A 13,105-nucleotide genomic window follows, 5' to 3' on the forward strand; every position below is an offset into this window, starting at 1 on the left:
CGGTCAGCCGTGGTTGAGGCGCCAGAGGTCCTGCGTCGGCTGCAGGTTGTCGAAGTCGCTCTTGAGCTTGGCCGGGTCGAAGACGAAGAGCTGCTTGTTCCAGTCGGTCAGCCCGTCGGGCAGGAACGCGCCCTGCTTCAGCGCCGGGTTGCCCGGGACGCCGCCTGTGCCCAGTTGGGTGTCCACGCCGTCCTGAGTGAGCATGAAGTACACGAACAGCTTGGCCGCGGCGGGGTGCTCGGTCTTCGTGGCGACAGCCGCGTACTTCGGGTACTGGTAGCCGGACCAGGGCTGCATACCCGCGCAGACCCTCATGCTGTAGTTCTTTTCCTTCACGTCACGGAACTTCGCGTTGGACACGAGGGCGACCCGGTCCTTGGTCTGGTTGGGCGAGGCGACCGCGGCAGCGGCGTCGTCGTCCGAGGACGTCAGGATCGGGCTGTTCTTGGCCAGGCCCTTGATCCATGCCTCCGCCGCCGAGTCGCCGGAGGGCAGTTCCTTTCCGTACTTCGACTTGTACGCCTGCCGCAGCCCGGCTTCCCCGCCGGCCTTCAGCTGGTTGAAGAACTCGACGATGTTGGGCTTGCCCAGGGGGTCCTGCATGGCGGCCTTGCCCTTCCAGGCGGGGTCGGCCAGGTCCCAGATGTTCTTCACGGGACACCCCTTGGGGAAGAGCTTGGGGTTGTAGATCCACATGTTCCCCTTGGACAGCACCTGCAAAGGGCTCTGCCGGGAGGCGGGTATGTCCTTGGCGAGGCTGCCGGGTATCCAGGTGTAGACGACCTTCTGCGCCAGCAACTGGCCGACGAGCGAGGGCCCGTCCTCGTAGAAGGTGGCGTCGATGGTGACGTTGCCGGCCTGGTTCTCCCTGGTCATCTTCTCCAGGGTGTCGCCGACCTTGCTCTTGACCCCCGTGGCCTTGATGCCGTACTTGGCGGTGAAGGCGGCAGCGGTCTTGGTGATGTCACCGGTGCTGTCGTAGACCGTGACGCTGCCCTCCTTCTTCGCCTCGGCGACGAGTGCGTCCAGGTCGAAGTCGGAGTCGATCTGCGGCTTGGCGCCGGATGCGGAGTCGGTCTCGGCTCCGGTGCCCGTGGGGGCCGTTGACGGCGCGCAGGCCGCTGCGGCGCCGAGCGCGCCCGCGAGAACGAGGGATACGGCGATGCGCCGACGCCGGCCGCCGGGGCGGGTGACGGCTCTGGGAGCAAAGCTGGGCATGGGGTTGACCTCCCGCGGTGTCCCGGAGAGAACCGGGCTCGATTGGCGTGGTCCGAGGCCAACGAGCACCGCTCGGCGACCTGATGCCGGACAGCTTCGACCTGCCCGAAGCACTATGTCAAGACATCAGGATGAAACCAGCACACACAATGTTCACCTCTACGCAACCAGCAGGTCATCCGCTATCTACCAGGAGGGGCCATGACGGACCCCTTTATTTGTCAGCACATTCTTATGTAAGGTCCCTCTTCACCGATGAGGTGACCCACTTCCGTCAAGGAGGAACCATGCACAGACGCACCCGCCTGGCCGCCGGTCTCGCCGTGCTCGCGACCGGACTGACCGCCGCGACCGCCACCGCGTCGACGCCGCCGCTCCCGGGCAACCACTCCGTCGCGCCCGTGTACGCCAAGGCCGAGACCCGGGCCCTCTACGACGACGAGGCCGGCGGCAATTCCAACGCCGACGACCCCGCGATCTGGTACAACTCCGCGCGTCCCGGCTCCAGTCTGGTGCTGGGAACCGCCAAGGAGGGCGGCCTGGACGTCTACCGCCTCGACGGCTCACTGGTGCAGTCCCTCCCGGCTCCGGCCGCGCCCGGGGCCGATTCCGCACCCGGCCGCTTCAACAACGTGGACGTGCTCACCGGGGTGCGGTTCCCCGACGGCCGGCGCTCCGACGTCGCCGTCGTCACCGACCGCGGGCGCGACCGCATCCGCTTCTACCGGATCGACGGCTCACGCCCGGGCGCGCCGCTGACCGACGTCACCGACACCGCCGTCCCGCGCGCCTTCGCCGCCACCGAGGCAGAGGTCGACGACCAGTACACGGCGTACGGCACCGCGGTGTGGCGGGACCAGGACACCGGCCGCTCGTACGTGCTCGCCAGCCGCCGTCACGCCCCTGACCTGGCGCTGTTCGAGGTACGTGTCACCCGGTCCGGCACCGTCACCTACGACAAGGTCCGCACGCTCACCCTGCCGAGCACCTTCCGCACGCCCGGCGGCACCTGGAGCCCGTGCCAGGACCCGGGTGACGGTCCGCAGATCGAAGGACTCGCCGTGGACGCCGACGAGGAGGAGGTCTACATCGGCCAGGAGGACGTCGGCGTCTGGAAGGTGGACGCCGACCTCGACGACGAGCCGGAACTGGTCGACCGGACACGCCAGTTCGGCATACCGGCGGTCTACGACCCGGAGAGCGACGAGTGTGTTGCGGGCGCCGATCCGGGATACGGCGGGAAGCACATCACCGCGGACACCGAAGGGGTCACCCTGTTCCGCGGGCCCTCCGGCCACCAGTACCTGATCGTCTCCAGCCAGGGCGACTACACCTACTCGGTCTACGACACCTCGGACGACGACGAGTGGACCGGCTCCTTCCGGGTGGCTCCCGGTACGGTCACCGACGGCTCCGAGGAGACCGACGGCATCGCCGCCACGGGCCGGCCGCTCGGCACGGCGTTCCCCAACGGCCTGTTCGTCGCGCAGGACGGCTACAACGCCCCGGCGTCCGGTGACGACGGCGACCGCACCGACACCAACTACAAGCTCGTCGACCTGTCCGACGTACTGCGCGCCGCCGGCGTGCGCTGACCGAACGGCACCGGGAGGGCGGCGGACGCCGCCCTCCCCTTCCCGCAGCTGCCGCGCACCGGCCGCACCCGGACTCAGCCGTGAGAGAGGCTCCCACGTGACCGTCACCATCGCCCTGTGCGTCACCGCTGTCGCCTTCGTCTTCATCTGCGGCGCCAATGACGGGGGTGCCCTGCTGGAGCTCGCCGTACGGCACCGCGGCCGCTCGGCGGGACTGCTCCTCGCGCTGCTCGTCCTGGCCGTCGGACTGGGTCCGGACCTGTTCGGACTCGCCGTCGCCCGCACCTTCACCGGCCACCTCGGCCAGGGGCCGCCCGGCGCCGCACGGCTGGTCTTCCTGGCGGGCGCCGGCGCCTCGGTCGTGCTGGTCCTGCTGCTGGCCTGGCGCGGCGTTCCCACCTCTCTGACCCTGGCCGTCCTGGGAGGACTGGCCGGCGCGGATGTCTCCCTCGGCATCCGTCCGGCGTGGGGCAGCCTGGGCGTGGTGCTGGCCATCGGCGCCGCCGCGCCCCTGGTGGGAGCGGGAGCCGGCTGGTTCATCGGCCGCGCGATGCACCTGCTGCCCGCTCTGCACGGCATGCCGCGGATCGTGAGCGGTCTGCAGCTGACGGCGTTCGGCTGCCAGTGCCTGGCCTACGCGGCCAATGACGCACAGAAGATGTTCGCCGTGGTGGCCGTGGCCTTCGCCGGAGACGTGCTTATGCCCCAGCCCTGGCAGGCCGGCGACGTCATGGTGGCCGCGGTGTTCGCGGCGGGCGCCATGACGGGTGCGCGCAGGGTGGCTCGCGGGGCGACCAGCCACCTGCTCACCACCCGGCCCTGGCAGGTCATGTCGGCCGAATTCGCCTCGTCCGCCGCGGTGTTGTCCACCGCCGGCTTCGGTATGCCCGTCAGCATGACGCAGTCCGTCGCCGGCGGACTCGTCGGCACCGGCGTCAGCGAGGGCGGCCGACGTGTGCGCTGGCAGTACACCCTTCCGCTGCTGACCGTCTGGCTGGTCACGCTGCCGGCCGGTTTCGCCGCCGGCGCTCTGGCCGGCCTGATCCTCAAGGGAGCCCTCTCATGGTGAGCGCGACCGTGCGCCGCGTCATCGGCGATCTCACCGGACGCACGCACCGCAGAACCATCGACCTGCTGGCCGCCCAACTGGACGCGACCATCAGGGGCGTTGACCTCGCCGCGGACCTCGCCGCGGGGCGTGTCCCTCCGGCCGATGCGCGCGAGCGCATGGCGGGTGTGGAGCACGAGGGCGACGAACGCCGGGCCGCGCTCGTCGCGGAGCTGTCCGCGACACTGACCACGCCGATCGACCGCGAGGACCTCTACCGCTTCTCCCGGTCCGTCGACGATGTCCTCGACGGCCTGCGGGACCTGGTCCGGGAGACCGATCTCTTCGGTCTGCCCGGGGACCCGGCCGACCTGACCGCCCTGCGGGCGGTGCGCGAGGGCCTGATCGCCCTGCGCGAGGCGGTCGCCGAACTGACGGGCGCCCCCGGCGGGGTGCACGAGGGCGCCATGGCCGCCCGCAAGGCGGCCGGGCGGGTGCGACGCGCGTACCAGGAGGCCATAGCCGCACTGCTGCGCGAGGAGGTGCGCGTCGACACGCTCGGCCGCCGGGAGCTGCTGCGCCGCCTGGACGGCATCGGGCGGCGCCTCAAGGACGCCGCCGCCGATCTGTCCGACGCCCTGCTCAAGCGGGGGCACTGATCGTGCGACGCCGGGTCACCCCGCGTGTACGGGCACGTCCGTGTGTGCCGTCGTCTCCGCGGGTCAGTGTGCGGCGACGGTCATCTCGAACGCGTACCGGGAGGCGCGGTACACGTGTGACCCGTACTCGACCGGTTTCCCCGAGCCGTCGAAGGCGGTGCGGGTCATGGTGAGCAGGGTCGCGCCGCGGGTCTCGTCGAGCAGCCTGGCCTCCGCGGCCGTCGCCCTACGGGCTCCGATGGTCTGCTCGGCGGTGCTGAGGACGACCCCGGACCGGCGCAGCAGCTGGTACAGCCCGCCCTCGGACAGCGAGTCGGCGCTCAGCTCGATCACGCCCTCAGGGAGGAAGTTGTGCAGCAGTGCGATCGGCTGGTCCTCGGCGAGGCGCAGACGGTCGACGGACAGCACCGGGCTGCCCTCGTCCAGGCCGAGGGCGGTGGCGGTGGCCGCTCCGGCCGGGACGGTCTCGACGGAGAGCACCTGAGTGGACGGGCGGCGGCCGTCCCGCTCCAGGTCTTCGAAGAGGCTGGTGAACTCGACCTGCCGGCGTATGCGGTTGGTGACGACCTGGGTGCCGACGCCACGCTTGCGGGCCAGCAGCCCTTTGTTGACGAGGTGCTGCATCGCCTGGCGCATGGTCGGGCGGGACAGTCCGAACTCGTCGGCCATCAGGATCTCGTTGCTCAGCCTGGTGCCGGGCGGCAGGTCGCCCGCCTCGATGAGGCTCTGCAACTGCTGGGCGAACTGGAAATACAAGGGGACCGGACTGCTCCGGTCGATCGTGATCTTCTTCGTGAGCGGTTCCACGTCACCCTCCCGCGCTCTGCTGCCGACACCTGCCAGTATGCCTCACTCCCCCTTAGATTCGTACGTCTTTATGTCTGAACAAAGTCTTGCTCTTCTTGCGGCCGGGGGATAGAAATCAACTGGGCCGTCCCCGGCTCGCCCCCTGCCCGCACGAAAGGTTCGCACATGCGTATGGGACTCATCGGTACGGGCCGCATCGGCGCGTTCCACGCCGCCACGCTCGCCGCCCTGCCGGCCGTCACCTCACTCGTCCTCCACGATCCCGACGCGCTTTCCGCCCGTACCGTGGCGGATCACGTCGGCGGCGAGTGCGCCGACGGTCTCGGCGCGCTGCTCGGCGCCGGACTGGACGGAATAGTCATCGCTTCGCCCACCGGCACCCACGCGGAGCTGATCCTGGCCGCCCACCGCGCGGGGCTGCCCACCTTCTGCGAGAAGCCGGTGGCCTCGACGCTGGAGGAGACCGACCGGGTGCTGTCCGCGTTGCGGGACTCGGACATCCCCCTGCAGATCGGCTTCCAACGCCGGTTCGACGCGGGCTACCGGGCCGCGCGTGAGGCCGTCGCGGCCGGACGGCTCGGCTGGACGCACACCCTGCGGGCCTGCACGGCGGACCCGGCTCCCCCGCACCCGGGGTACATCCCCGGCTCGGGCGGAATCTTCCGCGACTGCTCGGTGCACGACTACGACATCGTCCGCTGGGTGACCGGCCGGGAGGTCACCGAGGTCTACGCCACCGGGGCCAACCGCGGTGACACCTTCTTCGCCGCGGCCCAGGACGTCGACACCGCCGTCTCCGTACTCACCCTGGACGACGGCACCCTGGCCACCTGCACCGCCACCCGCTACAACGGCGCCGGTTACGACGTACGCCTGGAGGTCTGCGGTTCCGAGGGAACCCTGGTCGCCGGTCTGACCGAACAGGCCCCGCTGGTCTCGGCCGAGGGGACGAACTATCCGGCCGGCGCCCCCTACCCGGGCTTCATGGAGCGCTTCCAGGACGCCTACCGTGCCGAACTCACCGCGTTCACGGAGGTCGTGGCGGGCGTAGGCCCCAGCCCGTGCACGGGTGAGGACGCCCGGGCGGCTCTGGCCGTGGCCGAAGCCGCCACCCGCTCACGGGCCGAGGGACGCCCCGTCCCGGTCTCCGCTCCCACGCGAGTCCGCGTGTAGGGCAACGGGCGCCCCTGATGCGGTACGTGTGAGGCCCGTGACGGGAGCCCGTCGCTGACCGGTGCGGGTGCCCCGGCGGATGTACGGCGACGCCCTCGGAAGGCTTCTCCACCGGGGCACCGGCGAGACGATGTCGAGGGCGCTGGAGTCCTGAGCGGGTTGTGTGCGGGCGAGGCGACGTGAGCGGCGCCGGTCCGTATCCGACGCCGGGGACGACCTGCCGGTGGTCTGGCGGGCGCCCGTCCCTCAACGCCGTGGTGCGCGTTCTGTACGCCGCTGCCCGGGTAGCAGCCGGCCGCCGAGCAGGACCGCGCAGGACCCGACGGTCAGCAGCCCGCCGGCGAGGAACGTGCCCCGCACACCGGCGAGCGGCAGGACCAGTCCCCCAAGTGCGGCACCCGCCGCGATGCCGGCGTTGTAGGCACCGGAGTTCGCCGCGAGGGCGATGTCCGTGCGGGCCGGTGCGCAGTGCAGCATCGCGTTCTGCGTGGCCATGAACACCGGCCCGAGCGCGCTGCCCATCAGCACCAGGAAGACCACCGCCGCCACCGGATGAGTGCCGACCGCGTACAGGCCGAGCATGCCCACCGCCTGCGTTGCCACGGCCGTGGCCGGCGTGGACTGCGGAAAGCGGTCCAGCACCGCCCCGGTGATGCTCACCCCGGCCAGACACGCGATGCCGAAGACCACGAACAGGGCGCTGACCGTGCCCGGGGCGAACCCGCTCACGTCGCCCAGGAATTTCACGATGTAGGTGTACCCGGTGAACGCTCCGGTGGCGGACAGGGCCCCGGCCGCCAGCACCGTCCCGAAGCGCCGGACGTCGGGACTGGTCGCGTAGGCGGCGGGCTCCTCTTCCGGACGCGAAGTCGGCAGCAGAACGGCGATGGTCACGAGAGAGACGAGCCCCAGAACCGCCGGCATGGCGATGGGCACCTGCCATGTACTCCGCCGGCCCAGCCAGGTCCCGGCGGGAACACCGAGCACGAGCGCCAGCGAACCAGCGAGGGACAGCGCCCCGACCACACGCCCACGGACCTCGGGCCTGAACAGGCCCACCGCGACCGGCCCCATCACGGCCCAGAACAGCCCCTGGGCGAGCGCGGTGAGCAGCCGCGCCCCGAGGAGCAGCCAGTACGAGGTGGCCAGCGCCGCAACAAGGCTGGACACGACGAGTGCGGCCAGCAGTCCCGTGAGCACATGACGTCGGGGCACGGCCCGTACGACGTGGGCGATCGGCACAGACGTGATGGCCACCGTCGCCCCATAACCGGTGACCAGGAGACCGACCGCCGACAGGGAGACCCCGAGGCTTGCGGAGATGGGCTCCAGAAGGCCGATCGGCAGGTTCTCCGCCGTGTTGAAGGTGAGGGCGGCCAGCATCAGGGCCCCGAGCACTGCCGACCTGTGCCATGCGGCCGGTTGTCGCGTGCCCGCACGGTCTCTTCCCGTCCTCGCCCGCCGCGCCTGCTCCGTGGCACCGTCCATGGAGGTACTTGACCGGGCTCACCGGCCCCGCCGCAACCGAATTCACCTGCCGGTGGATCACCCGGCCGATCGTTTCGGCATGAGGTGCGGAGCCACCTGACACACTCCTCCGCCCGCGCAACGCGGCGGCAGCGCCGTGCATCGCTACGCCCGTCGCAGATCGGCCTGCACCAGATCGTGGTCCGACCAGGGGGTGAGATGCACCCGTTGCTCCAACGGGTCGAAGCCACGAAGAAAGATGTAGTCGAACTTGCTGCGCCAATCGGTGGTCGGCTCGCACGTACCCGCCCCGGAGGGGCCGCACTCGGGGTCCGCGTCGCTGGCCACGCCCCACATCGCGGTGAGTTCGGAGGCATCCGGCACCGCGTTGAAGTCACCGAGAACGACGGTGCGGTCGTACGGGACGACCGCGTCGGCCAGGACGCCGGCCTGCTCCGCGCGGACTGACTCCTGCCTCCGCTGGGCCAAGTGCGTATTGAACACCCGGACGCGCAGACCGTCCACGAGGGTCGTGACGGCCATGTACCCGCGGTCCTCGGATCCGCCGTGGGGATACTCCACATTCACCCGGTCAGTCATCGGAGCGGCCGACAGAATCGCCTGGCCGAAGCCCCCAGGGTTCCATGGCACTCCCCCGCATCGGCTCCAACTCGGCAGTACCGATCCGTACTCGACGTGGTAGACCAGCCCGTACCGGTACCGCAGATAATCGCGGATCCTCTCGACATCACCCACGCACGCTTCTTGCAGGCCGATGACCTGAGGCGCGTACGTGGCGATCTCCGCCGCCCTGCCGCCGTTCCGCCCGCTTCCCTTGCAGGGATTGCAGATGTTCCAGGTCATGACACGGTTCGGCACGGCCTTCTCGGGGGCGTCGGCCGGCAGCGGCTCGGCCGTGTAGGCGCTCTTCGACACGCTAGGGCCTGCGAGCAGCAGGCAGGCCATGACCAGCGCGCCCGCAAGCCACCGAGCGCCTGTTCCGGTCACCTTCGGCTCCTGGAAGTAGATCGACACCACACCCACATACGAGGTCTCTTCAGCTTGAGCCTATGTGGCGGGGTGTATGCGGCACGAGGCGCCGGGGCTCCTGTGGCGGCATCACATCGAAACGATGCTCCCGCGTTACGCCGCTCTGCGGCTTCGGATCGGCGCGATCCCTTCACCAACGAGGGGCGGCGCGGGTCGTACGCGGCCGCCGGCGGCGCTGACCGGCCAGCCGCCCGTTGCCGCCGGTGGCACACCCGCGGAAGGTGGGCCACCGGCGGAGAGCGCGGTCAGGACCAGGGCTGGGCGGTCAGCCAGGAGGTGTCCTCGCTCCAGAGGGCGTCACTGTCCCATGTGTTACCGCCGACCCCGTCCCCCGCGAGGTAGCCGGTGTAGGCGTAGTGGCGTAGGAACCGGTTGGGGTAGTTGACCGACTGGAAGGAGTAGCCCTGCCCGCTGTGGCCCGCCTGGAGACAGAAGGTGGCGTCCTGGTCGAACAAGGTGGTGGCGTTCGGGGCCGCGGTGTGGAGCTGGAACGCGGCGTGGCGCAGATACTGCCCGGGAGCCGCGGCCGACTCGAAGGACAGGCAGGAACTGTTGGCCAGCCCCGCACGCACGATCCACGTGGCGTCTTTCTTGTCACTGCTGGTACTCGTGGAAGTGATCGGAGAAATGGTCACGGTGCCGTCCGCCTGGTGGCGCAAGTAGTGGGTGTCGCAGCAGGGGGCGGTGGTGGCCTTCAGGGAGACCCGTGCTCCAGGGGTGAGGGCGGTGGATGTGAGCACGGGGGCCTGGTAGTTGGCAGCGGTGATGTTGGCCTGGACCGCGTTCTCCGTGGCGTCCGTCGGATAGCCGGAGGTCATCACCCCCTCGTAGAAGGTGCCGCTGGAAGACTTGCTGTTGTCGCCTCCGATGCCGAGGATGATCGCGCCCTCCTTGTGCATCGGATTGTAGCCAGGGACGTTGGGCCGGGCCCCGTTGTAGTACGTGGACAGGCCTCCGGACTGGGCGTTGCCGGCCTTGATGGCCCACAGGTTGGGGGCACCCTTGACGATCGCGGTGAGAAAGCGGTGGCTGACGCTCGGGTCATTGGCGTTGTAGCCGGCGTCGGGACCGGAGAACAGGCCGTTCTCCAGGTCTGCCATCACCCACGGGCCCTTGCCGGTGCCCGACCCCCAGATGGTGCTGTCCCCGAAGTAGATGGCCTCCATGTGGCCGTTGCCGGTGTCCAGGTTGTTCGTCTCGGCGTTGCCGTAGTCGAAGCAGCACCCTCCGCCGAAGTGGGTGCCGTCGAGGACGGCGTACATCCCCTCGGGCTGGTCGCCGGTGGCTGTGCCGTTGGTCTTGTTGTTGCGGTAGCCGGTGCCGGCGGCGACGTACACGCCATAAGCCCGGTGGCCGGCCACGGTGACCGGCGCGGCGGTGGCGGGGGCGAGGTTGTCGGGGCCGGGGGCGGCGCCGCCGGCGGGCGCCTGGGTGAGCTTGTTGCCCCGGCCGGACTGGTCGTAGATGACGGTGATCACGCAGGTGGTTCCGGCACAGAAGGTGTCCTGGGCGGCGGCATCGGCATAACCGCCGGCACTCAGCAGGCCGATGTCCTTGGTCGCGCTGTCGGAGGCCCGTCGGACCTGGTACAGGGCGCCGTTGTACGCGCCGTAGAGGGCGCGGGTGGTGGAGTGGGCGGCCACGCACGGTGTACCGCCGGAGGCGTAGAGGTCGCAGGGTGCCTGGGAGGCGGCCTGCGAGGTGGCTTCGGTGCCGACCAGGAGTGCGACGGTCAGGACGGCGGTGGCGCCGGTGGCGAGGAGGCTGCGCCGTGCTTGGCGCAGCCAGGTCTGGACAGTCAAGGGCGGGCTCCTTGCGGGTGAGGTCCGAAAGCGCTGGACGCGCCGGCCGGCAGGCGGTGGCTCTCGACGGGTTGTCGGAGGAAAGGGCTGTTCCCACTGATTGTTAGCGCTAACAATCACGAGCGCGAGTCGACTTGGATAGATCGACGACGCCTACGGCTCGCACACGGCCAGGCATCACTATGGAGATTTGACGCGACCCCGTCAAGACGCCCGTCGGGTCTTTGAGACTGCCCGAAGCCCGTCCTCTCGCCCCCGCTCGTGTGGAGATGAACCAACCCGCCGCCCGCGGTGTTACCGCTCACAGGCCCGCATGGTCGGCATGCGGTATGCCACCCCACGCGTGACTGACCGCCCCGCACGGCCGCTCAATGCGCCGGGCCGCCGTGACGGCGGCCCGGCTGTGTGGACTCGCGGACCACGAGACGGCAGAGGATCACACCACGCGGGCTTCGAGCGGGATCCGATGGCGTCCCAGGCATCTGCTGTCAGGCCCCAGGTACACCCGGAGCCGTGGAACCCGGCGCCCAGTGAACGGCCCAAACGGCTCCCCCAATAAGCGAGGTGGCGGCGCCTTCGGGCCGTTCATGGATGCGCCGGGGTCATCCCTCTTCGCGCGGGGCCAGTTCCGCACGCAGTTTCTTGATTCCGTCCTCCGCGACGTCGTACGCGCTCGGCACGCCCGGAACCGGCTGGTCGTCCACGGGAATCCAGAACTTCCGCCGTGTCAGCCGCAAGGAATTGTGAAACTCCGGGATGGCGTTGAAGACCTCGATGAGCAGCGGCCCGTCGTACACGGGCAGGACGGGACCGAGGAACTCGCGCCAGGGGATCCAACTGTCCGCGAGCTCGCCGCGATCCGGCGGGGACACCTGTACGTAGTGCAGGCGCCGCTGGTCGGCGGCATCCTCGATGTCGCGCTGATACGCCTTAGAACTCCTAACGAAATGAGTGGTGAGGGCCGGTAGGCTCGGTGCGCATGAGTCAGAGCGGTTCGCAAGCGGCAGCGTTCGTCCGAGATGTCCGCCAGAGCCGAGTGGTCTGGCTTGTCCAAAATGACGACGGAAGCCCGACCCACCTCTCCGCGGACGGCACGCGAAGTCTTCCGTTCTGGTCGACTGCGGCCCGCGCTCAACGCGCAGCGCAGATCTGGGGAAGCGGGCTACGGGTTGAATCCATGCCGTTGGACACCTGGTGTGAGCACGTTCTGCCCGACGCCGCACGGGACGGAATCGTGATCGGCATTAACTGGAGCGGGCCGCGCCTGGTCGGTTGGAGCTTCACCGCCGTGGAGATTCACAACCGACTGGCGGCGGCTGACTGACTCACGGCATCGCTTGGCAGAGCGCGCAACCGCCGCCAGCAGATGAGAGCGCATCCGAGGGTGAGGAAGGCTTCGTGGATGTCGTCGCGAATCTCCCAGCGGATCCGCAGGCGACGAAACCAGTGCAGGTGGGCGAAGGCTCGCTCGACGACCCAGCGTTCGGTGCCAAGGCCGGATCCGTGCTCGGTCCCGCGGCGGGCGATCAGCGGCTTCACACCAAAATTCCACACCGAGCGGCGGTACTTGTCGTGGTCATAGCCGCGGTCGCCGAGCACCACGTTCGGGCGGCGCCTGGGCCGGCCGCGCTTGCCCCGCACCGGCGGCACGGCTTGCAGGAGCGGGATGAGCTGAGTGATGTCGTTGCGGTTGCCGCCGGTCAAGGTGGCAGCGAGCGGTATGCCGGTTGCGTCGGTGATCAGATGATGTTTGCTGCCGGTTCTGCCCCTGTCGACAGGGCTTGGTCCGGTTTTGGAGCCCCCTTTAACGCCCGAATGTGGGAGCCGTCCACCGCCGCCCGGGAGAAGTCCAGGGCATTCGCGCTGCGGAGCTTGGCGAGGAGGACCTCGTGCAGCCGGGGCCACACGCCGGCCTCGGTCCACTCAGCCAGGCGGCGCCAGCACGTCATGCCGGATCCGAACCCGAGTTCCTGCGGCAAGTGCTCCCAGGCGATCCCGGTGTGCAGGACGAACAGGATGCCCTGGAACACCAGCCGATCCGGATGCCGCTTCCGTCCCGGATGACGGGTCCGTCGCTCGACCTTGGGCAGCAGCGGCTCGAAAACCGCCCACAACTCGTCCTCGACTTCCCATGGCTTCGGACGCGCCACCTCACACCCCCGGATCATTGGTTCCGGAGCGATCCAACCACCAAGAAGATCATTTTGTTAGGAGTTCTAAGAGCACTCTCCCCGAAGGCTTCGTGTGCTTGTCCACTTTTCAGCCGTTGACGTTTCCATTTCTGCC

The 13,105-nt window shown here is 69.6% G+C and carries 12 protein-coding genes; 5 read left to right on the top strand and 7 right to left on the bottom strand.

The window, feature by feature from the left end; translation table 11 throughout:
- Window positions 1-3: 3 nt before the first annotated feature.
- Complete coding sequence (locus tag ABZ565_RS04750) at window positions 4-1,218, bottom strand: ABC transporter substrate-binding protein (protein WP_361020437.1); 1,215 nt, start codon at window positions 1,216-1,218, stop codon at window positions 4-6.
- A 287-nt stretch (window positions 1,219-1,505) separates the two neighbouring features.
- On the opposite strand from ABZ565_RS04750, the gene ABZ565_RS04755 reads away from it, so the two are divergent.
- From ABZ565_RS04755 to ABZ565_RS04765, 3 genes are all read left to right on the top strand, one after another.
- On the top strand, window positions 1,506-2,813 hold the full coding sequence (locus ABZ565_RS04755) for a phytase (RefSeq protein WP_361020439.1): 1,308 nt from the start codon (window positions 1,506-1,508) through the stop codon (window positions 2,811-2,813).
- 97 nt (window positions 2,814-2,910) lie between these two features.
- Window positions 2,911-3,882 (top strand): inorganic phosphate transporter, encoded by a 972-nt coding sequence (locus ABZ565_RS04760; protein ID WP_361020441.1) that lies wholly within the window; start codon window positions 2,911-2,913, stop codon window positions 3,880-3,882.
- Window positions 3,876-4,520 carry a DUF47 family protein gene (locus ABZ565_RS04765; protein ID WP_361020443.1) on the top strand — a complete coding sequence of 215 codons (645 nt, stop codon included), beginning with the start codon at window positions 3,876-3,878 and terminating at the stop codon, window positions 4,518-4,520. The genes ABZ565_RS04760 and ABZ565_RS04765 overlap by 7 nt, the downstream gene beginning before the upstream one ends.
- A gap of 63 nt (window positions 4,521-4,583) precedes the next feature.
- Here ABZ565_RS04765 and ABZ565_RS04770 read toward each other — a convergent pair whose 3' ends face one another.
- Window positions 4,584-5,327, bottom strand: a complete 744-nt coding sequence (locus ABZ565_RS04770) for a GntR family transcriptional regulator (RefSeq protein WP_361020445.1) — start codon at window positions 5,325-5,327, stop codon at window positions 4,584-4,586.
- 165 nt (window positions 5,328-5,492) lie between these two features.
- Here ABZ565_RS04770 and ABZ565_RS04775 point away from each other — a divergent pair, with 165 nt between their 5' ends.
- Window positions 5,493-6,500 carry a Gfo/Idh/MocA family oxidoreductase gene (locus ABZ565_RS04775; RefSeq protein ID WP_361020447.1) on the top strand — a complete coding sequence of 336 codons (1,008 nt, stop codon included), beginning with the start codon at window positions 5,493-5,495 and terminating at the stop codon, window positions 6,498-6,500.
- A gap of 246 nt (window positions 6,501-6,746) precedes the next feature.
- Here the strand turns inward: ABZ565_RS04775 and ABZ565_RS04780 are convergent, their stop codons facing one another.
- The 4 genes from ABZ565_RS04780 to ABZ565_RS04795 form a co-directional block, all read right to left on the bottom strand.
- Complete coding sequence (locus ABZ565_RS04780) at window positions 6,747-7,883, bottom strand: MFS transporter (RefSeq protein ID WP_361020637.1); 1,137 nt, start codon at window positions 7,881-7,883, stop codon at window positions 6,747-6,749.
- A gap of 249 nt (window positions 7,884-8,132) precedes the next feature.
- Window positions 8,133-8,975, bottom strand: coding sequence for an endonuclease/exonuclease/phosphatase family protein (locus tag ABZ565_RS04785; RefSeq protein ID WP_361020449.1), 843 nt, complete (start codon window positions 8,973-8,975; stop codon window positions 8,133-8,135).
- 287 nt (window positions 8,976-9,262) lie between these two features.
- On the bottom strand, window positions 9,263-10,819 hold the full coding sequence (locus ABZ565_RS04790; RefSeq protein ID WP_361020451.1) for an alpha-L-arabinofuranosidase B: 1,557 nt from the start codon (window positions 10,817-10,819) through the stop codon (window positions 9,263-9,265).
- A gap of 602 nt (window positions 10,820-11,421) precedes the next feature.
- Entirely contained in the window at window positions 11,422-11,691 is a 270-nt protein-coding gene (locus ABZ565_RS04795; RefSeq protein ID WP_361020453.1) for a hypothetical protein, read from the bottom strand.
- A 107-nt stretch (window positions 11,692-11,798) separates the two neighbouring features.
- Between ABZ565_RS04795 and ABZ565_RS04800 the strand changes: the two genes are divergently transcribed.
- A complete protein-coding gene (locus tag ABZ565_RS04800; RefSeq protein ID WP_361020455.1) occupies window positions 11,799-12,143 on the top strand; it encodes a DUF2750 domain-containing protein in 345 nt (114 codons plus the stop codon).
- On the opposite strand, the gene ABZ565_RS04805 is transcribed toward ABZ565_RS04800, so the two are convergent.
- Window positions 12,116-12,987, bottom strand: a protein-coding gene (locus ABZ565_RS04805; protein WP_361020457.1) for an IS5 family transposase whose coding sequence is annotated in 2 segments (ribosomal slippage) — window positions 12,116-12,624 and window positions 12,624-12,987 — 873 coding nt in all. Because the reading frame shifts where the segments join, the coding sequence is not laid out codon by codon here. The genes ABZ565_RS04800 and ABZ565_RS04805 overlap by 28 nt on opposite strands.
- Between the last annotated feature and the right edge of the window lie 118 nt (window positions 12,988-13,105).

Origin of the sequence: Streptomyces sp. NPDC016469, assembly GCF_040632905.1 — a bacterium.
Taxonomy (GTDB): Bacteria; Actinomycetota; Actinomycetes; order Streptomycetales; family Streptomycetaceae; genus Streptomyces.

Excerpts from the sequence above, each read along its gene's own strand:
- ABZ565_RS04750 (WP_361020437.1), bottom strand. The coding sequence starts at position 1,218 with ATGCCCAGCTTTGCTCCCAGAGCCGTCACCCGCCCCGGCGGCCGGCGT.
- ABZ565_RS04755 (WP_361020439.1), top strand. The coding sequence starts at position 1,506 with ATGCACAGACGCACCCGCCTGGCCGCCGGTCTCGCCGTGCTCGCGACC.
- ABZ565_RS04765 (WP_361020443.1), top strand. The coding sequence starts at position 3,876 with ATGGTGAGCGCGACCGTGCGCCGCGTCATCGGCGATCTCACCGGACGC.
- ABZ565_RS04775 (WP_361020447.1), top strand. The coding sequence starts at position 5,493 with ATGCGTATGGGACTCATCGGTACGGGCCGCATCGGCGCGTTCCACGCC.
- ABZ565_RS04780 (WP_361020637.1), bottom strand. The coding sequence starts at position 7,883 with ATGCTGGCCGCCCTCACCTTCAACACGGCGGAGAACCTGCCGATCGGC.
- ABZ565_RS04800 (WP_361020455.1), top strand. The coding sequence starts at position 11,799 with ATGAGTCAGAGCGGTTCGCAAGCGGCAGCGTTCGTCCGAGATGTCCGC.